The sequence below is a fragment of the Arachidicoccus ginsenosidivorans genome (genome assembly GCF_007971385.1).
Taxonomy (GTDB): Bacteria; Bacteroidota; Bacteroidia; order Chitinophagales; family Chitinophagaceae; genus Arachidicoccus; species Arachidicoccus ginsenosidivorans.
In genome coordinates this window covers 1,687,863-1,708,457 of record NZ_CP042434.1, presented here as the reverse complement: position 1 = coordinate 1,708,457, position 20,595 = coordinate 1,687,863, and the positions used below count along the sequence as shown (strand labels likewise).

Genomic DNA, 20,595 nt, shown 5'->3' with positions numbered 1-20,595 from the left:
AATGCGAAAGGGTGGGTAGGTTTTAAATAAACTTATCTGCCCTTAGTTTTTGTTATTTTAGAAGGCAGATCTGCATCCAAGAAATTGTCTTTTTCTTGATAACCAGCTTTCCAGTTATACCAGCGCCTCACTACCTTTAGCTTTTGATATAAATCAGCAGCGCAGATAACAACACAAAACTAAGTGCAATCAGTACGGCATTACGGATGACTTTAGGATAGCCGTTTTCGGTGACATTTACAAAAGGGTAGGGGTAATGCGTTGTCAGATGACCCAGTATCAGGATGTAGCCCAGATAGAGAAGGGGAAGTATCAGAAAATAGGCAATCAGACTTATATCCAACATGCCAGCCGGTACCAGCAAATACCAAAAAAGCACGTAGAATAAGGGAAGCCAGGTGTGCAGCAATGCATTGGCTAATTTATCCAATCCCACTAGTGGGAAGCTTTTTCTAAGCAGTAAATGGTAAATAACACCAACAATGATTATATATACGCTGATAGCAGTTGAAATAATGGCAACGGGTTTATCCATTAAAATGGAGACGGGGTATATAAACCAGGCGGTAAATGCGAGTGCTACGAGGATATTGGATAAGATGGTAAAATAACCCAGAAATCGACTCAGTGTCTGTTTAAAACTATATGCTGAACGGCCAAACATGAGCGACCATTGCAGGGTAATAGTCAACCAGGCGCAAAGGGCGAGTGTTCCGGCCAAAAAACGGATACCGGTGGGGGATAGTACACTTAGTGGGTTTGCCAAATGATGGGTAAGGGACATTTTGGGGACGCTGAATTTTATAGCCCTTTGTTTTAAATTGTTAAGGGCCGCTCTGTATATTTTTGATTAGTTATATGAACTATCCAAAGTTAATGGCTTCTGCCCAAAAAGAAAACCGGTTCTGTGTTAAAGAACCGGATTAACAAATGGGGAGAGAAAAAGGAGAAAATTGAGAAAATTGGTTGACTGATGGATTGCTCCAAATAGTACTGCAATGACCCAATAATTAGTGCCAGACAGCACTTTAGGTTTTAGTGGATACCCACCAATGTAGCTTATGAACTGACGACCAATTTGCAACAGTTGTCAGCCAAAAGAAAACATTTTTAAGATAGGCGATTGTGTTGGATGGCCACATAAAACGCGCTGAAGCCTGCCTGGGCTTAATCAGGTTTAGCCATGGGTAAGCATAGCGATCATAGATTGTGCGACCTGCTCGCTGTCCGCTCTAAAAATCAACGCTTGCAGCTCATTAATTTCGTTTTTGCTGAGTAGCATGTTTACGCCATAGTAAGGTGTGGGAATAATAATATGTCTGCAGTCCCTTTTTTCCACAGGGGTCTGCTTTTCACTGAGATGTTCTATCAACAAAGCGAACTTTTGATAATCTTCCTGGTTAATGGACAGCATCATGCCTGCAAATCCTATCTGGTAATAGCCACAACTTCTGCAACGCAGAATAAATCCGTTTTCACTTGTGTGGAGGTTGTTAAAATCGCACATATTCCATTGTTTTTATGTCAACAAAGATGGAATATAATAGGCCAAACGGTTTATGGATTCTGGAAAAATGCTTTCGAGATCAGGAATCATTTGAAGGGGCGGCTAGTGAGTCATGCGTTCAAATAAAAAGCTTTCTCAGGTAGTATTATTAATTACCATGAGAAAGCTTTTTATTTGCTGCCACCATTTTGTATGCGGCTATTTACCAAGACTAGTTTTCAGCAATCAAGTTTTCAATCGCCGTATCATATTTTTCTTTCCAATCCTGGATGCTGTCCCAGTTGACGCCGTCAATGGTGACGCTACCTTCAGTTACCGTACCTAACAGCGTAAAACTGGCAGATTGTGCCTTAAGTGCCGCTTCCAAGGTCTCGCTGGCCTCAGCAGGTACGCTGACCACAACCCGGCTTTGGGCTTCACCGAACCAGAAGGCATCTTTTCTGATGTCCGTTGTATTTTGTACATCAAAACCCAGATTACGGTTAAATCCTTTTTCCAATAGGGTGATCATCAAACCTCCTTCAGAGATGTCATGGGCACTGCTTATCTGTTTATTTTTAATGAGTCCGGCCACTACTTGCTGCAGGGTGTATTCTTCGTCCAGATCAAAGCTTGGAACGTTTGAAAATTCTACTTTTTGGAGTTTGTGCAGGTATTCTGAGGAGCCTATATCATTTTTAGGTGTGCCGATCAGATAGATCTTGTCACCTGCTTTTTTATAATCCAGGCTCATTTTATTTGTGATATCATCCAAAATGCCCACCATGCCAATTGTAGGTGTAGGATAGACCGGACCGGAAGGATTCTGGTTGTAAAAGCTCACATTGCCACCTGTGACCGGCGTATTGAACTTTTTGCAGGCTTCTCCCATACCCTGTACGGCTTTAACGAACTGATAATAGACTTCGGGGTCGTAAGGATTGCCGAAGTTTAGGCAGTTGGTGACGCCAATGGGCTCTCCACCCGAGCAGACAATATTTCTGGCGGCTTCCGCTACTGCGATTTCAGCGCCGACAAACGGATCTGCATAAACATATCGACTATTGCAGTCAGTGGTAACGGCAAGGGCCTTACCGGTTCCTTTGGCCAGGACAACGGCTGCGTCACTAGGCGCATTGGTCTGCGTATTGGCAGTACCTACCATGGAGTCATATTGTACCGTAACCCACCTTTTGTTTGCAATATTGGGGATTTGGATCAGATTTTCTGCGGCCGTTTTGATGGCTGCATTGTCTTTCAAATCCTCAATACTGTCCTGATTAAAGGCGGCTACTTTGTCCAGATAAGCAGGCCGGGTATATTCGCGTTCATATTGTGGAGCGCCGCCGCCCAGTACTAATTCTTCAGCCGGGACATCCGCCTCCAACTCTCCATTCATATAGAATTTTAACTGACCGTCGTCTGTAACATAACCGATTTCGCTGCAAGGAAGATCCCATTTTTCAAATACCTCCAAAATCTGATCTTCCTTGCCTTTATGGGCGACTAGTAGCATTCTTTCCTGGCTTTCACTCAGCAGTAATTCCCAGGCTTTCATGTTTTTTTGACGGGTAGGCACTTTTTCCAGATCAATATGCATACCCACACCGCCTTTGGCACTCATTTCCGCCGTTGAGCAGATTATGCCTGCGGCACCCATATCCTGCATGCCTACCACGGCATCTGTACGTAATACTTCCAGACAGGCTTCTAATAATTTTTTCTCCTGAAACGGATCCCCTACCTGTACGGCGGGCAGTTCCTCTGTACTTTCTTCAGTAATATTGGCGGAAGCAAAACTAGCTCCACCAATACCATCCTTGCCGGTAGCACTGCCCACAAAGAAAATAGGGTTACCCTTACCTTCGGCAGTGGCACTGACAGTTCTGTTGGTTTCAACGATACCCACACTCATGGCGTTGACCAGGGGATTGGTATGATAACAATCCTCAAAATAAACCTCGCCAGCTACAGTCGGCACACCAAAACAGTTGCCATAATGACCAATGCCGTGGACGATGCCTGCCAGCAGACGCTGTGTTTTTTTATCTTTCAGATTCCCGAAACGTAAGCTATTGAGCGATGCAATGGGTCTGGCTCCCATGGTAAAGATATCCCTTTGGATCCCACCCACGCCGGTCGCGGCACCCTGGAAGGGTTCAATGGCACTGGGGTGATTATGACTTTCAATTTTAAATACAACGCCGTAACCGCCACCCATATCCATCAGGCCGGCATTTTCTTCCCCTGCGGCCACCAGCATTCTGCCTCCATCACGTGGCAGGGTCTTCAACCATTTGATAGAGTTTTTATAACTACAGTGCTCGCTCCACATGGCACTGAATATACAGAGCTCCGTAAAGTTGGGCGTGCGACCTAATTTTTGTTTGATCAGTTCAAATTCTTCTGCGGTTAAACGCAGCTCTTTGGCGTGTTGTACGGTAATTTCCATTGGAATCTTTAAGAAAAATTGTAATTGAAATGCCACGCAAATTTATAACAAAAGTTGGGAAAAACAGCCCCGAACCCCTGCCCTTTTAAATGCGGTGGTGTCAACATGCTATAAAGCAAGCGGCCATTTAAGCAACCAGGCAGCAAAATACAAGGTTAAAAAGATCATCGGCGGTGAATTGTCTGAAGCGCAGGATTGCCTGATCTTATTGACAGACAGCAAGATGCCTTGTTTTATTGTAGGGAGCTATGGGGGCTATTCTGGCAGTTATTCTTATTGAGTGTCCTTTTCAGCACCTGTCACCAGATATTGCAGTACCAGGACATCATTAAATGCTGGACAATAATGGTAATACATTAACGCATTGATAGGATGTAGTACGCCCTGTAGCCCTCTTGACATATAAGAAGGGATATTGCCGATAAAATAGGCAAAATCACTATGTTCTATGACGGATTGCCAGTTTTGGGCACTGGGCAGTCTGAGTTGCGGGGTTTTTTCTCCCAGTTGCATCAGCGCATTTGCGGCAATGACCTTTTCCATTAAATCTGCGGATGGTTTTTGCAGTATTGCATAACCCGTCTTCATTAAGAAAGGACGCAGACTATCCAGCGCCGGTAGTTTTTTTTGCTGCATCAGTCTTGAATAATGATATAGCAGGATAGCTGTTTTACCGTAATATGGTGAAATGGCCAGCGGGCGCTTAATATAATCACCTGATTTTACGCTTTGTACAATCAGCCTCATGGCCGCTGAATCGGCTTTTGTCCAGGGTAGGTCATAATGACACACAAAACTTAATATATTGCTGAGTACAACTGCGTCCAGCACAACCGGGAATTTTTTGCCAAACCAGGTTGAGTAGGTATGGAACCTTCTATAGGCTTTTGGAGCAGTATGTAAATGTTTGCCAGGGTGTCCGGTATAATTTTGCAGGATCTGATGGAGCTTTTCCAGGCTGTCTTTATTGCCTTTGGGGTCGACAAAACGGGAAAGGACGCTGTCATCCATATCATCAGGTACGGCGCCATCTTTTTTGATCAGTGGGATCCACCAGGAATACGGAAAGCGGTAGGCACTGTCTCGTAGCCAGAAATTATAGCTGCCACGGGCTTTATTGTAAAATCTGGGATAAATCCTGCCAGAACGCTTAAGTAAAGTATCAATTCTTATTTGCAAGCTGTCTGGCAGTGCCGGTCTTATTTTTTTGAGTGTCAGGTCGATCAGTATATTGTAAAATATCGTAATGTCCTTTTTTTTCTTTTTAAAGCGCTGCGTGTGATGAATATAGGAAGGATAGCTGCCAGGTAGAAAAACCGCGTCTTCCCCTGGTTTTACCTGTGCTTTCTCCAGTCGGTGCAGAACAAGGCTAATCCGGGAAAGTGCTTTGGCATTATAGGGAGCTTGGTCGGACTTTTGCGCCAGTGCTACCGGACATCCAACAAACAGCAAAGCGCAAAAGAAGCTACAGCGCAGCAGCCATTGGTCTAATACGGGGCTGCGCGAGGCTTTTAGTAGCTGTTTTACTAGTCGTTTAAGCCGGTTAGTATAGAGAATATATGTGTTGACTGACTGCATAAATGAGAACTGGATAGGGGGACGCTTTTAAGTATAACACTTTGAGACCGCCATGGCTTTTCCTGCCTCAAAAATAAACAAATTAAAGCTGTCAATGGTCGATAGATGCTGGAAATTGGTGTTATGCCTTATTGAATAATGCTTAAATAACAATCGCCGCAGTACGGTTAACTGCGGCGATTGTTAGGGTAAAGTATCAAGAAGGAATACTTAGTAAGTATTGTTGTTATTGGTTTTTGAGTTCCATAGAGGAGTAGTGCTCAACTTTCTCGTTGGTGCTCTTCATCCATTGGGCCAGTTCCGGGCAATGGGCAAATGATGGATCTATCTGGATATAAAAATCTTTCATGTGCTTATTCAGCCAGTCATCCAGAGCCTCCTGTTTTTTGACTGCCAGGGCACGTTGAGCGACTTTATCGTAATCATCTTTAATATTTTCTCTATGAGGCTCCGTTCTAACCCGTAGATAAACAATTCTTACACCCTGTCTGCCAGTCTGATCGGTAAAGACCTGCGGGTCAGAAAAGTCACCAACTTTCATGTTGGGTAGCAGTTTGACCAAATCTTTATCATGGAGCTGATCAATGGTAAACGAAGTTACCGGGCTATAGCCATCATACCCATAAATTGCGCCGGCATTGTATTTGGCATCTTTGTCTTCGTTGTAACGGTTAAATGCTTCGGAGAAGTCCATTTTACCCGAAGAGAGCAAGTCCCTTATGCTGTCCATACGCTTTTGAACGATCTGAATTTCTTCATCTGTGACAGGAGGTATTTTGATGATATGTCTGACAATGGCATCATTACCAGCCCTACTCACCATCTGGATAATATGATAGCCCATCTGGCTTTTAATTACAGGAGAAATCTGACCTTCTCTTAACCGAAAAGCTGCATTCATAAAATCCGGGTCAATTCTGCCTTTATCATCCTGACGGTTGATACTCAATTGACCGCCTGTTTGCTTGGCGGCGGGTTCATCAGAATATAATTTTGCGAGGGCTGCAAAGTTGGCTTTTTTGTCTTCTACCTGCTTTTTCCAATCTTCCAGTTCGTTTTTGATATAATCGATGACGTCCTGATTGGGTTTTGGGTAAATAATAATCTGACTGGCCTCAAACTGACTTTCATAGAATTTAAGGCTATCCTTGGGAATCTGATTGTAATAAGCTTCTACTTCAATCGGGGTAATGGTTACGTTTTGCGCGATGGAACGTTGCATTTTCTGAGCCAGCAATGTCTGTTTTAAATCTGGGGTCCATTCCTGGCGCATTTGTTCGATGGTTTTGCCTGCGGCCTGTTCCAGTCTTTCTCTTGAGCCGAACTGTTGCAGGTACATTTGAATTTTGCTTTGAAAAGCCTGCGCAACCTCGTCATCTGAAAAGGGCAGGGAGTCCCGTTTGGCCTGGATGGCCAGGGCTTTCATCATGACCTGCGTTTTCAGGATATGACAATCCAGATCTGGTGGCAGATCCGTAAATTCCGGATTACTTTTATATTGATTGACGCCTTCCTGAATATCGGATTGCAGGACGATGTCGTCGCCTACCTGTGCGATAATCTTATCTGCCACGACTTTATTTGCGGTCGTTTGCTGAGCATTTGCGATGCCCGCAAGGCTCATTGCCATAGCAGCCAGAGTCAGGCCCCTTTTGATCATTTTTTTTTGCATTACCAATGATTATCTGTTTTTCACCTGCAGGTCTTAGCCTGAGGCGGTCTCAAAAATAGTGATTTGAAGGCAGTTAAAACCAGTGGTGGCGGGTTTTAACAAAATGTATTTATTTGTATTTGCCCATGAAACAAAAGGGCTAAATCATTTTTTTGAAAATAATTTAGCCCTTTTGTTTATTAAGCGGTATGCTTTAGATCATTTATTATTTGATTTAGTTTCAAATAACTGAGGATCAAAGCGTACGTTTGATTTCTTCCTGTTCGTAAGCCACGATATTATCGCCCACCTGAATATCAGTGAAGCTTTTCATGGTCAGACCACACTCGTAACCCTGCGCCACTTCTTTGACATCGTCTTTGAAGCGTTTTAAGCTGCCGAGCTCAGTATAGGCGCCTTCTTGTCTTGGATAGACCAGGATACCATCACGGAATAACCGGATTTTGTGATCTCTTTTGATCTTCCCTTCCAATACGTAGCAACCTGCAACAGTAGCCTTATCAAATTTGTATACTTCTCTGATTTCAACAGTAGCCACTTCTTTCTCCTGGATTTTTGGTTCCAGCATACCTTCCATGGCACTTTTGATCTCTTCGATCGCATTATAGATAATAGAGTAGGTCTTGATTTCCACACCTTCTTCATCTGCCAGACGTGCTGCCTGAGAAGAGGCGCGGACATTAAAGCCAAGGACGATGGCGTCAGAAGCCGTTGCCAACAAGACATCGCTTTCTGAGATCTGACCCACGGCCTTGTGGACCACGGTGACCACGATTTCTTCTGTGGAGAGTTTTTGCAGTGAATCACTAAGGGCTTCAACAGAACCATCCACATCACCTTTGATGATGATATTGAGTTCTTTAAAGTTACCCAGTGCGAGACGACGACCGATTTCATCGAGTGTGATATGCTTGCGGGTTCTAAGTCCCTGTTCACGCATAATCTGTGCTCTTTTATTGGCAATGTCTTTCGCTTCGGACTCTTCTTGATATACTTTAATTTTTTCACCCGCCTGTGGCGCTCCGTTCAGACCTAGTACCTGTACCGGGGTGGAAGGACCGGCGATTTCAATGCGTTGATTCAACTCATTGAACATGGCTTTCATTCTTCCATAATACTGTCCGGCGACCACCAGGTCTCCCTGACGTAAGGTTCCGTTTTGAACCAGTAGTGTGGCGACATAACCGCGACCTTTATCTAAAGAGGCTTCAACAATTGAACCGCTGGCTTCTTTGTCAGGATTTGCTTTTAGTTCCAGCACTTCTGCTTCCAGTAAGATCTTCTCTAATAGCGCATCTACGTTTAAACCTTGTTTTGCGGAGATTTCCTGACTCTGGAATTTACCGCCCCATTCTTCTACCAGAATATTCATCTGGGAGAGTTGCTCATATATTCTTTGCGGGTTGGCCCCGTCTTTATCGATCTTATTGATGGCGAAGATCATTGGGACACCGGCTGCCTGCGCGTGGCTGATGGCTTCTTTGGTCTGTGGCATGACCGCGTCATCCGCTGCGATCACAATCACCGCGATATCCGTTACTTTGGCTCCTCTGGCACGCATGGCCGTAAAGGCTTCGTGACCCGGTGTATCCAGGAAGGTGATTTTATTGTCACCAACGTTTACAACGTAGGCACCGATATGTTGGGTGATACCACCGGCTTCGCCACTGGCCACTTTGGTTCTTCTGATATAATCCAGCAGGGAGGTTTTACCATGGTCAACGTGCCCCATGATGGTTACGATTGGATTACGTGGTAACAGATCCTCGGGTGCATCCGTATCCTGCTCTTCGTCTTCCTCATTAACGTCATCCAGTCCGATAAAGTCTACCTCAAATCCAAATTCTTCGGCGACCAGTTCAATCACTTCCGCATCCAGACGCTGGTTAATGGAAACCATGATGCCCAGTCCCATACATTTGCTGATAATGTCTGTAAAACTGACATCCATCAGATTGGCCAGTTCGCTTACGGTAATAAATTCCGTTACCTGTAAACGCGTATCCTGTCTGGCTGCTGCAGCTTCCATTGCTTCGGCCATTTCCTGGCGTTTTTCCCTGCGGTGTTTGGCCTTGGATTTAGCCTTAGAACCACCTGAACCGGCGAGCTTGGCCTGTGTTTCCTTGATTTTTTCCTGAATGCGTTTTTGGTCGATTTCTTTATCGGCCTCAGCATTATGCGGTGTATATCTGGAACGACCACCGGGTTTATTACCGGTATGTGGATGTTGTCCAGGACGGTTATTGTTATGCCCTTGCCCTTGACCCTGACCGGGACGATTGCCTTGACCACCGCGGTGCCCACCACCATGGCTGTTGTCTCCGCTTCCTGCTGGTCTTTTGTTGTCCAGCGGGATGCGCTTGCGTTTGCGGCCACTATCTTTATTGGGCTTGGGTCTTGTATCGCTATCAACGGGCAACTGGATTTTGCCTAAGATCTTAGGTCCTTCCAGTTTAGCGGCGCGAATGTTCTCAATAACCGGTGGTTTGTTTTCCTCTGCCTCCGGTTTTTTGGGTGTGATAGATGGTTGTGCGGCCAAAGGCGCTTTTGGCTGGGTTGTTACCGGTTTTGCCGGCTGCTGCCCAGCTTTGTGCTCTGGTCTGTTTACCTGTTTGTGTTCTGCTTTTTTATGTTTTTCTTCTTTCTTAGGTGCCGCTTTTTTAGGACGGGTAGAAGAGTCGATGGCAGACAGGTCAATTTTATCAATGATTTTGAGACCCTCAATTTCTGGGGTCTTTGCTTTTGGCGTTTGCGGCTCTATTGGTGTTTGCTGCTCGGTAGCAGGAGCGGTCGCTGCCGCTGGTGACTCTGTAGACGCAGCCGCTTCGTTCGTTTGAACAACTGTTTCTTTCGTGGCAGGCTGCTCAGTCTGGTTTTTACTAGCAGGTGCCTCAGCCTCTGTGACAGGTTCGCTTGGAACCACTGGCTGTGTCGGTTGTGCCGGCGTCTGAGTCTGAGACTGAGAATCTGACTGTGTTTCAGGCTCTTTTTGAGGGGTAGCGGTTGGCTGCTCCTCTTTCTGGACCGTAGCAGCCGGTGCCTGCACTGCCGGTGCGGGTTCTGGGGACACAGGTGTCTCCAGGGGCGTCTGTTCTTCTTTTACCTCTGGAGTTGGCACGCTTGGTACCACCTCTTCCTTTTTCTTTTTTTCTTTTTCTTTCTCTGCCTGAGTGGCTACTGTACTTTTAGGAATCTCAATTTTATCAGCCTTGTCTTTAGCCAGTTTATCACTCTGAAACTCACGCTGAAGGGCAGCATATTGCTCCTCGGTCAATTTGGCCGTGGGTTTGAGTTCGTCCTTGTTAAATCCTTTGCTGTCAAGAAATTCTATGAGCGTCTCCTGCCCAATGTTAAACTCCTTGGCGGCCGCCAATAATCTTGGTAATTTCAATTCTGCCATATTTTCTTTTAGTCGTAGATAAGGTGATTGCTTCCTGTTTGTTCAGTAGCGGGCCTTATTTACTCTTTTTCAAATTCTTCTTCGAGGATTCGCCTGATGTCCTGGATGGTTTCTTTTTCCAGGTCGGTTCTTCTTTCAAGCTCTTCCGGTGTCAGGGCCAGTACACTGCGGGCAGTATCACAGCCGACACGTTTTAATTCATCAATGATCCACATATCAATTTCATCGGAGAATTCTACCAGGTCAATATCGAATTCTTCGGTTTCTTCATTTTCACGGTAAACATCAATATTATAACCTGTGAGCTCACAGGCCAGTTTGATATTCACCCCGCGACGTCCAATGGCCAGAGAAACCTGATCGGCTTGCAAATAGACCTCGGCACGCTTTTTCTCGTTATCGAGCTCCATATAACTGATCTTGGCAGGTGTCAATGAACGCTGGATGAGCAGTTGTGTATTGGTAGTGAAATTAATCACATCAATATTTTCATTTTTTAGTTCTCTTACGATACCGTGTATACGACTGCCTTTCATACCCACACAGGCGCCTACCGGATCAATTCTGTCATCATAACTCTCTACGGCCACCTTGGCTCTTTCGCCCGGCTCCCGGACAATTTTTTTGATAGTGATCAGCCCTTCCGCGATTTCCGGAACTTCCATTTCCATGAGTTTTTCAAGGAAAATCGGATTGGTACGGCTCAGGATAATGACCGGTGTATTGTTTTTTACATCAACACGACTGATCACGGCTCGGGTATTCTCTCCTTTTTTGAAGAAATCCTGCGGAATCTGTTCAGATTTAGGCAGGATCAGTTCATTACCATCATCATCCAGTAATAATACCTCTTTTCTCCATACCTGATAAACCTCAGCATTGATCATTTCTCCCAGACGACCTTCATATTGTTGTACCAAAAGATTTTTCTTCAGATCTCCAATACGGCTGGCCAGGGTTTGTTTGGCTGCCAGAATGGCTCTACGCCCAAAATCAAACAGATCAACAGATTCAATGAGCTCTTCACCGACTTCAAAGTCTGGTTCAATTTTAATGGCTTCGCTATAGGCGATTTCTGCAAGCGGATCTTCCACCTCTCCATCTTCAACGATCATCCTTCTTCTGAAAATTTCCAGGTCACCCTGTTCTGCATTGACAATTACGTCAAAGTTTTCATCACTTACATATTTTTTCCGAAGTAATGTCTTAAAGACGTCTTCCACCACTTTCATCATGGTTGGACGGTCAATGTTTTCCGCGTCCTTAAATTCCTGGAACGCTTCTATCAGATTAATACTTGCCATATTATACCATTTTAAGCTGGGACGCTTTCCCGCTTTTTAAAACTGAATTTGAACAATTGTTGTTTTTATATCTTTAAACGGCAATAAGGTAACTTCCGTTACAGCTTTTTTACCCTTTCCTTTTGTTTCTTCTATAGTAACCGTTTCGTCCTGAACTTCCTTTAGAATGCCTTCCAGTTTGCGCTCATCCAAAAGGGTTATTTCAACCTTACGGCCGGTGTTCTTTTTATATTGACGAATATTTTGCAGCGGCTCATCTACGCCCGGAGAAGATACTTCCAGTGAAAAATCTCCATCGGGATATAAACCTGCCTCTTCAATTTTCTTATAGAGTGCCCGGTTAAACTTGATACACTGATCAATGGTAATACCCTGGTCGCCGTCAATAAAAATCTTATAGTTATTGGTAGGCTTAACCTTGAACTTCACTTTAAAATAAGTGGATTCGGATTCTAAAATCTCGTCCAGAAAACCTTCCACCTGATCTAATATAACGCTATCCGACATGCCGTTTCTTTTGAAAATAACAGAAGGGAACGTTAGCCGTTCCCTTCATCCTCCGTTCTTTACACCGCAAAGGTAGTATAATATAGGGATTCAATCCAAATATTAATTTCTCTGGAATGTTCCCCGCAGAGATCTGAAGTTTACAGCGGATCAATTGATAACGTATATATAATATAACTCAGGGAATCAACCCCTTCTGTCTTTAAGTTTTAGCCAGCAGTTTATAAAGGCGTCCTGCTGGGCTTTCCCGCTGGTCAATCAGCTTGCTTTGGGGGCTCCTGGCTTTTAGCTGTTGAAGGCTGCTGCTCATTTTTTTCTCTTGATTTTTTCCCCATGTCCAAAATCCAGTCTTTTCTTTTTAGTTCAAAGTTGGTTCCCAGATAAAGATTTCTAACCTTTTCATCATCAGCGAGTTCTTCTGCTGTGCCATGCTTATAGATCTTCCCTTCAATTAAAAGATAAGCCCTGTCACAGATGGATAAGGTTTCATTTACATTGTGGTCTGTAATAAGAATCCCGATGTTTTTATATTTAAGTTTGGCCACTACCGCCTGGATATCTTCGACGGCGATAGGATCTACCCCTGCAAAGGGTTCATCCAGTAATATAAATTTTGGGTCTACCGCCAGGGCACGCGCAATCTCGGTTCGACGTCTTTCCCCTCCGCTGAGGCTATCTCCATTATTTTTACGAACATGATGCAGGTTGAACTCGTCGAGGAGATCTTCTAATTTGGTTGCCCTTTCCGCTTTGGACAGTTTGGTCATTTCCAGTACAGCCATAATATTATCTTCCACGCTGAGCTTCCTGAATACGGAGGCTTCCTGGGGTAGATAACCGATGCCCATCTGCGCCCTTTTATACATAGGGAGCTTTGTAATCTCCTGATCATTAAGATATACCGTTCCTTCGTCTGGCTTAATCAGCCCGACCACCATATAAAAAGAAGTGGTTTTGCCCGCCCCGTTAGGCCCTAAAAGTCCTACGATCTCCCCTTGGGTGACCTGCACGGAAACCTGATCGACGACCGTTCGGTTGCGATAGGATTTGACCAGATTCTTTGTATATATCGTAATACTCAAATGCTGCGTGGTTTATTTAAGATTTAAAGGCGACTAGTCGCGGCCTCTGATATAATGGAAATTTAAGTCGATCACCATTTATCCGACGCTGCTAAATGCCACGCAAATATAATCATCCTTAAGGTTAAAGCTGCGGTTTTTTCAGACCAAATTGTAAACATTCTGCCAGCAGTTATTGCCCATTTATTGGTCTGGCTGGCACTGACCGCGATATTAAAGGGTTGAAATTCTATATAGTAAATAATAATATATATCTTGTTTTGGCTAAAACAGGGTTAAAAAAGGTCTTTAGGAAAAATGAATGACATTTTAAAAATTGAGGTATAAAGTGGTCTTTAGTTGGATTACGAACGTTCATTTTGAGTCAACCACTGAAATACAGTGACTTTACAAAAGAATAAAATATAAATAATAATAAAATAAATATATTAAAAAGTGAAAATTGTATAGCGAAAACAGTATAAATTTGTTTTATAGAAACAGATATAAAAATTATTAATTTAAATAGACACTAATGAAAATAAGTTTTGATTTTAAAAAATGGGCGCCTTTTTGCCTGCTGGCTATTGTAGCGTTGTTATCCTTATTTGTTCCAGAAACTTCCCTATTTGATGGAACAGGTGTATATAATTCTGCTGACATTGCCTGGATCCTTGTCGCAACAGCGCTGGTATTTTTAATGACCCCGGGGCTGGCCTTGTTTTATGGGGGAATGGTGAACCGCAAAAACATCTTATCTACCATGATAAAAAGTGTCGTTGCCGCAGGAGTGGTAGGGGTACTTTGGATCGTTATTGGGTTTAGTCTGGCTTTTGGTGATTCGCTGGGCGGCGTCATTGGTAACCCGTCTACATTTTTGTTTTTTAACCACGTAAGCGCTGGAGCTCCCTGGGGTGGCGCTCCTACCATTCCTTTAATGTTATTTGCGCTCTTTCAGTTAATGTTCGCAATCATTACGCCGGGGCTGGTCGTTGGTGCTGTGGCAGAAAGAATTCGTTTTACAGCTTATATTTTGTTTATAGTGCTATTTAGCCTTTTGGTCTATTGTCCTTTGGCACATTGGTGCTGGAATCCGGATGGGTTCTTGGCAAAAATGGGGTTCTGGACTTTGCCGGTGGAACCGTGGTACATATTTCTGCCGGTTGTGCCGCACTGGCAGGTGCCATTGTATTAAAACGTAGAAAATCTCATCTGGAAAATATTGAATCGGCACCTGCCAATATACCTTATGTGTTGATTGGCACCAGTCTGCTTTGGTTTGGCTGGTTCGGATTTAACGCAGGTTCAGCCCTGGCAGCTAATGGGCTGGCGGTGTCCGCCTTTGCTACGACCAATACGGCTGCTGCTGCAGCCGGGTTGTCCTGGATGTTTTTTGATGTCTTAAAGGGGAAAAAACCTTCAGTATTGGGATTTTGTATCGGCGCCGTTGTAGGGCTGGTGGCAATAACCCCTGGAGCTGGTTTTGTGTCTATTGCCAGCTCCATATTTATCGGTGTAATCTCAGCTGTCATTTCAAATGTGGCTGTATATTATAAATCCAAATCCACGTTGGATGATGTTTTGGATGTTTTCCCCTGTCATGGTATTGGTGGTATGGTAGGGATGTTGCTGACGGGTGTATTTGCTTCCAAAGCCGTCAATCCGGCCGGCGCAAACGGGCTGTTTTTTGGGAACGCTTCGTTTTTTCTGACACAGCTGACAGGGATGGCCATTGTGGTGGTCTTCAGTTTTGGAATGTCTTATGGTATTTTTAAATTTATCAATTTTATTTTACCGCTCAGGGTCAGTGAAGAAGAAGAGGAATTAGGCCTGGATGCCAGCCAGCACAATGAAAAGTATCTGGATCCGCCGGTTGCCGCCTATAATTTTGAGCAAGAAGCTTTTACCGCTTAATTGGACACGTTAAATCTGATATATATTTTGATTGACTCTTCGTACCAATAATCACAAATCAACTGCCTTTTCTACTTGGATAAGAAAAGGCGGTTTTTGTAAGAAGCCGACTTGGCCTTTGGGTAGATTGCTGCGCAATTCAGGATAAATAGTTGTTTATGCTATCCATCCACGGAAGATTCAATAGAGCGTTGCCCGGACTTAGAAACTGTCATCTTCTCGCATCTTTAAACATAAAACTTTTCCTATGAAACTTGGATACTGGTTATTGGGGTCTTTACTGCTTTGCTCAGGTTGGGTCTCGGCCCAGGAGCATGTAACGGACACCTTAGAGGATACAACTGTTTTGGAGGATGGCGGTCGCCACCACCTGACGATCCATGGTAATCTGGATTTTTATTATAAAAGCACATTTCACGGCAATAAAACGCCGACAACCAGCTTTACGGACGCCAATGAGCGCTTTGAACTGGGGATGATGAGTGTACAGTTGGCTTATCAGGATAAAAACTATGGTGTTGTGCTGGATCTGGGCTTCGGTCCAAGGGCCAGGGCTTTTGCCTATACCGATCAGGGGGCCATGGCTGCCATCAAACAGGCTTATATTTATTATGATGTGACAAAGGGTCTTAGAATCAGTGCAGGCACCTGGGCCACGCATATCGGCTATGAACTGCTGGATCCTGCCCTGAATGCCAATTATAGCATGTCCTATCTATTTTCTACGGGGCCTTTCTCCAATACAGGGGTGAAGGCGGAATACATTACTGGAAATCATCATTTTATGGCCGGTATCAGTAATCCTACGGATTACAGATCCGTCCCGGAAAATGTATTAAACCGCAAAACAATCATTGCCCGTTATAGTTATGAGAAGCCCAGCGGACTAGTTATGGCCTTGAATTATTCGGGCGGTAAGCAAGTAGATAGCGTGAATCTACAGCAGATAGATGCGGTGGTGTCCGTGCCCATAAGCAATAGATTAAGTCTTGGTTGGAATGGTTCCGTAGTGCTTAGAAAAAAAATGACTACGGGCACAATGGAAAATGCGGATAAATCCTGGCAAAACTGGTGGGGACAGGCGCTCTATCTGAAAGCGGATTTATGTAAAAGGGTACAGCTAGGGCTCAGAGAGGAATATTTTAATGACAAAAAGGGCATTAGTATTATACCGCTGCTGGGAAATGCCTGGTCCACTACGGCCACCGCTCAGATTAAACAAGGAGATTTTACACTGATGCCAGAGATTCGGTGGGACCGGTTTTCAGCACCTTATGGAGCTGGTGGTTCAACCAATGCACAGAATGGATCTCGCGGACAGCTGTATGGATTAATCGCTGTGACCTATCAGTTTTAATGGTTTTTAGAATATTAGTTGTCCAATCAATGCGCCTGACACAAAAGTGCCGAATTAGCATGCGTATGAGCTAATTCGGCACTCTTATATGGTAAGTCGTTGTCTATTTTGCCGCTTCAGGCAATTTTAGGCGATTACTTTTAAGGTGTTTTTGATCTTATTGGCTTTGTAGATCAGTTCCTGCGGTTCCTGGCTTAAGATGGTAACATGACCCATCTTGCGGCCCGGTTTGGTGGTTTTTTTGCCATATAGATGTACAAAGACATTGTCCATTTTAAGCACTTCATCCAGGCCTTCATAAATAGCATCTCCCTGATAACCGGGAGTGCCCAGAATATTGACAATGGAAGAAGGAATGATCGGTTGTGTATTGCCCAGTGGTAACTGCATTAATATTCTGAGCAGCATATGGTACTGGCTGCAATAATTGGCCTCGATGGTGTGATGGCCACTGTTATGGACTCTTGGTGCTGTTTCGTTGACCCAGACATTGCCCGTACGGTCAATAAAGAGTTCTACGGCAAATAGCCCAGGGCTGGCCAGTTTTTCGACAACTTTCTGCGCCATGGCTTCGGCTTTCCAAAGCACCTGTTTGTCAATACGGGCAGGAGACAACTGAAAGTCCAGTAAGTTCAGTTTGGGATCGAATAGCATTTCAACGGCTGGGAATAGGGTTAATTGTCCGGCGTCGTTTTTAGCGACAGTAATGGCAATCTCTTTTTCGATTTCCACCATGGTTTCTAAAACCGCGGGCTGATCGAAAGCGCTTTCCAGGTCTTCTTCTTTTCTTAATACCTCAACGCCCCTGCCATCATAGCCTCCTTCTCCCAGTTTGTGTACGGCAGGCAGTAAATCTTTTCTGGATTTAGCCTCCGCCTGGCTGTGGGTGATAATAAAGGCTGGTGATGGGATTTCGTTTTCTTTATAAAATGTTTTCTGAAGTATTTTATTTTTGATGGTGCGGATGGCAGCAGGTTTTGGATATACACGTACGCCTTCTTTTTCCAGTGCTTCGAGCGCATCGACATTGACGGATTCAATTTCTATGGTAAGTGCGTCAAGTCCTTTACCAAAATTATAAACATCATCGAAGTTTTTAATGTCACCTTGCACAAAGTGATGGCAAAGGTGCGCGGCCGGGCAACCCGGGTCGTTTTCAAGTACATAGGTTTCAACAACAAAGTCTGCTGCTGCCTGTAATAACATACGTCCCAGCTGTCCGCCTCCAAGTATTCCAATTTTTTGCATAGTGTAATTTAAGTTGATCGCTTCCCTTTGCATGCGTTTGTCTTATAAGATTTAAGCGTAATGGGCAGTAAAGCGAGGGCCAAAATTACGGATTTGGGTTTGAATATGGATGCGGACAATTATTTTAAAAGAATAAAGTGCCTTTTAAGCAGCCAGTGTGAGATCAATGCTGACCCATAATTAATGGCCTTGTTTTGAAATTGTTTATTGGTTGTCAATTCTTTAGTTTTGATAGGCGTGGAGGGTAAAATCAATAGGTTTTAGTAGAAATCTGACAATTTTTATGCATTTTTGCAACAGATTCCAATTATAAATAAAAGAGAACCACATCTGTATGGCAGCTATATATCAGAAATTTACGGATCAGAAAAAGGCAGGAAAAAAGGCTTTTGCTGTATTAATTGATCCGGATAAAATGAGTAACGCTGAAATTGATCCAATAATAGAACAGGCACTGGCGGCTGGCGTGGATTATTTTTTTGTGGGCGGCAGCCTGGTGGTTGTTAATACGGTGGATCAGAATATTCAGCGTATTAAGTCTTTGTGTGATATTCCTGTGGTACTCTTTCCAGGATCTCCGTCACAGGTTTCTAAATATGCAGACGCGCTTTTCTACCTGTCTTTGATCTCTGGCAGAAACCCGGAGCTTCTGATAGGACAACATGTGATCAGTGCACCGGCGGTACGTAGCAGTGGTCTGGAAATAATGCCTACCGGATATATGGTTATTGATGGAGGTGCCCCGACTTCTGTTTCTTATATTGCCAATACGGCGCCTATTCCCGCAGATAAAAGTGATATTGCTCTATGTACGGCCATGGCTGGTGAAATGCTGGGTTTAAAATTGATATATATGGACGCGGGCAGTGGTGCGAAAAACCCGATTCAGGAAAATATGATCCGGCGGGTATCTGACAATATCGCTGTGCCATTAATCGTTGGCGGCGGTATTAAAACCCCTGAGAAGGCAGCTGCTAACTGCGCTGCTGGAGCCGATGTGATTGTCGTAGGCAATGCCATTGAAAAAGACATCAGCTTGTTGCGGGAAATAAGTGCTGCCGTGCACAAAGGTTAAATCAATGTTTGTTAAACTATCCGCTTTCATGCGTTGTTAAGCATCCTGGAACCATCAAAATATTTTAATTCATCAAAAAGAGCTAGCGTTATTATTATTTTATAAGCAGGATAGAGCGTTTCAATTAGATTGGCGGCTTATAAATCGCCTAACTGCGGTCTAAGGATAATGTCTTCAACAACTGCCTGCGGGGAAAGATGTGCCGCCGCATAGATCATCTTGGCCACATCGGATACTTCCATAATACGATTAGGGTCTATATCCATGCCTTCCCAGCTACTGGAAAAGGTGGCCCCTGGATAAATTCCGGTTACTTTTATGCCAAAAGGTTTTAATTCTTCTCTCAGATTACGGGTAAATCCAGATAAGGCATATTTGCTGATAGAGTAACTGCCGCCGTTGGCATAGGCCTGAATACTGGCAATAGAACACAGGTTAAAAATATGACCCTGCTTACGATTTATCATAGGCAGTACAAGGGCCCTGGTGAGGTGGTAGGCACCCATCAGGTTTACCTGAAGCATGCGCTCTAATTGTCCCTCCTGTTCATTATAACAACTGCCCGGTTGGTAGATTCCTGCATTGTTGACCAGAATGTCCACAGGCTGCCCGGTTTTAAGGATTAAATCGGCAAATGCTTTTATTTGGGTATTATCCTGAAAATCGCATGGGAAAATGGTTACGGTATGTTTGGCTGGCGTGCTGCTTAAGGCCACTGAAAGCTCGGTTAATTCTTCTTTTTTTCTGGCACACAGAAAAAAATGATGCGGTATGGTATCTTTTGCAAATAGTGCTGCTACAGCTTTTCCAATACCTCTTGTGGCGCCTGTTATTACGATTTGCATATATTATATTTTAAAATGTCTTAAACTTCAAAAGTAGTTTTATTTTTGGGAACCAAAAACCCAAATTATGGAAGAACAGAAGAAGACTTTAGCTAAGCGGATCATACAATATTTTTTTCAAGGAGTAATTGTTATAGCACCCATTGCAGTGACGATTTACTTTGTATTTTGGCTATTTACCGCCGTGGACAGTATTTTGCCTAATATCTTCGGATCAGTTGTGCCGGGAGAGGAAGGTGTACATCACATACCTGGTGTGGGAATACTGATGATGGTTATAATTATGATTCTCATTGGTTGGGCATCCTCTTCCTTTGTGATTAGCCACTTTATAGATCTTTTAGGTGCTGCACTGGAGAAAACACCTGGCGTGAAACTGATCTACTCCTCTGTGAAAGATTTTTTGAAGGCATTTTCCGGCAGCAAGAAGAAATTTGACAAGCCAGTCTTGGTGAATGTGGATAGCAGCGATGTGTGGCGGATGGGCTTTATTACACAAAATGATGCCAGTCAGTTTGATCTGGTGGAACACGTAGTGGTATATGTCCCTTTTTCCTATGCCATATCTGGAATGACTTATTTTGTGCCGAAAGTGAATATCCGCATGGTGAATGAAACGATTTCTTCGGCGGAGGCCATGAAGTTTGTGATCTCGGGCGGGGTTACTGAAATGGATAAGGCCGAATAAGATTAAGT

General features: G+C 43.9%; 15 protein-coding genes and 1 pseudogene. 5 read left to right on the top strand and 11 right to left on the bottom strand.

Translation table 11 applies throughout. From position 1 onward, the window contains the following. Positions 1–136: 136 nt before the first annotated feature. From FSB73_RS07030 to purL, 3 genes are all read right to left on the bottom strand, one after another. Complete coding sequence (locus FSB73_RS07030) at positions 137–784, bottom strand: Pr6Pr family membrane protein (RefSeq protein WP_146780836.1); 648 nt, start codon at positions 782–784, stop codon at positions 137–139. A 393-nt stretch (positions 785–1,177) separates the two neighbouring features. Then, positions 1,178–1,507: a DUF6686 family protein gene (locus FSB73_RS07025; RefSeq protein WP_146780835.1), complete on the bottom strand. Its 330-nt coding sequence runs from the start codon at positions 1,505–1,507 to the stop codon at positions 1,178–1,180. A 211-nt stretch (positions 1,508–1,718) separates the two neighbouring features. After that, entirely contained in the window at positions 1,719–3,938 is a 2,220-nt protein-coding gene (gene purL / locus FSB73_RS07020) for a phosphoribosylformylglycinamidine synthase subunit PurL (RefSeq protein WP_146780834.1), read from the bottom strand. Positions 3,939–4,035: 97 nt separating this feature from the next. On the opposite strand from purL, the gene FSB73_RS07015 reads away from it, so the two are divergent. Beyond that, positions 4,036–4,218, top strand: coding sequence for a hypothetical protein (locus FSB73_RS07015; protein ID WP_146780833.1), 183 nt, complete (start codon positions 4,036–4,038; stop codon positions 4,216–4,218). Here FSB73_RS07015 and FSB73_RS07010 read toward each other — a convergent pair. The 6 genes from FSB73_RS07010 to lptB all read right to left on the bottom strand — a co-directional run bounded on the left by FSB73_RS07010 (position 4,212) and on the right by lptB (position 13,481). After that, positions 4,212–5,516: a hypothetical protein gene (locus tag FSB73_RS07010; RefSeq protein WP_146780832.1), complete on the bottom strand. Its 1,305-nt coding sequence runs from the start codon at positions 5,514–5,516 to the stop codon at positions 4,212–4,214. The two genes, FSB73_RS07015 and FSB73_RS07010, sit on opposite strands and share 7 nt — an antisense overlap. A 226-nt stretch (positions 5,517–5,742) precedes the next feature. Next, entirely contained in the window at positions 5,743–7,188 is a 1,446-nt protein-coding gene (locus FSB73_RS07005; protein ID WP_146780831.1) for a peptidylprolyl isomerase, read from the bottom strand. Positions 7,189–7,423: 235 nt separating this feature from the next. Beyond that, the gene (gene infB / locus FSB73_RS07000; RefSeq protein ID WP_146780830.1) at positions 7,424–10,588 is read right to left on the bottom strand and encodes a translation initiation factor IF-2; all 3,165 of its coding nucleotides are present in this window, start codon (positions 10,586–10,588) and stop codon (positions 7,424–7,426) included. A gap of 59 nt (positions 10,589–10,647) precedes the next feature. Beyond that, positions 10,648–11,892 carry a transcription termination factor NusA gene (nusA, locus tag FSB73_RS06995; protein ID WP_146780829.1) on the bottom strand — a complete coding sequence of 415 codons (1,245 nt, stop codon included), beginning with the start codon at positions 11,890–11,892 and terminating at the stop codon, positions 10,648–10,650. A 36-nt stretch (positions 11,893–11,928) separates the two neighbouring features. Further along, a complete protein-coding gene (locus FSB73_RS06990) occupies positions 11,929–12,399 on the bottom strand; it encodes a ribosome maturation factor RimP (RefSeq protein WP_146780828.1) in 471 nt (156 codons plus the stop codon). Positions 12,400–12,653: 254 nt separating this feature from the next. Next, positions 12,654–13,481: an LPS export ABC transporter ATP-binding protein gene (gene lptB, locus FSB73_RS06985; RefSeq protein ID WP_146780827.1), complete on the bottom strand. Its 828-nt coding sequence runs from the start codon at positions 13,479–13,481 to the stop codon at positions 12,654–12,656. A 514-nt stretch (positions 13,482–13,995) separates the two neighbouring features. Here lptB and FSB73_RS27495 point away from each other — a divergent pair. Both FSB73_RS27495 and FSB73_RS06975 read left to right on the top strand, forming a co-directional pair. Further along, positions 13,996–15,374: pseudogene (locus FSB73_RS27495) on the top strand (ammonium transporter). A gap of 247 nt (positions 15,375–15,621) precedes the next feature. Continuing rightward, positions 15,622–16,731, top strand: a complete 1,110-nt coding sequence (locus FSB73_RS06975; protein ID WP_146780826.1) for an outer membrane beta-barrel protein — start codon at positions 15,622–15,624, stop codon at positions 16,729–16,731. A gap of 126 nt (positions 16,732–16,857) precedes the next feature. Here the strand turns inward: FSB73_RS06975 and FSB73_RS06970 are convergent, their stop codons facing one another. Continuing rightward, positions 16,858–17,979 carry a 5-(carboxyamino)imidazole ribonucleotide synthase gene (locus FSB73_RS06970; RefSeq protein ID WP_146780825.1) on the bottom strand — a complete coding sequence of 374 codons (1,122 nt, stop codon included), beginning with the start codon at positions 17,977–17,979 and terminating at the stop codon, positions 16,858–16,860. Between the two features lie 334 nt (positions 17,980–18,313). Between FSB73_RS06970 and FSB73_RS06965 the strand changes: the two genes are divergently transcribed. Beyond that, positions 18,314–19,054, top strand: coding sequence for a geranylgeranylglyceryl/heptaprenylglyceryl phosphate synthase (locus tag FSB73_RS06965; protein ID WP_146780824.1), 741 nt, complete (start codon positions 18,314–18,316; stop codon positions 19,052–19,054). 137 nt (positions 19,055–19,191) lie between these two features. Here the strand turns inward: FSB73_RS06965 and FSB73_RS06960 are convergent, their stop codons facing one another. Then, positions 19,192–19,899, bottom strand: a complete 708-nt coding sequence (locus tag FSB73_RS06960; RefSeq protein ID WP_146780823.1) for an SDR family oxidoreductase — start codon at positions 19,897–19,899, stop codon at positions 19,192–19,194. A gap of 67 nt (positions 19,900–19,966) precedes the next feature. Between FSB73_RS06960 and FSB73_RS06955 the strand changes: the two genes are divergently transcribed. Beyond that, positions 19,967–20,587 carry a DUF502 domain-containing protein gene (locus FSB73_RS06955; protein ID WP_146780822.1) on the top strand — a complete coding sequence of 207 codons (621 nt, stop codon included), beginning with the start codon at positions 19,967–19,969 and terminating at the stop codon, positions 20,585–20,587. Positions 20,588–20,595 lie beyond the last annotated feature (8 nt).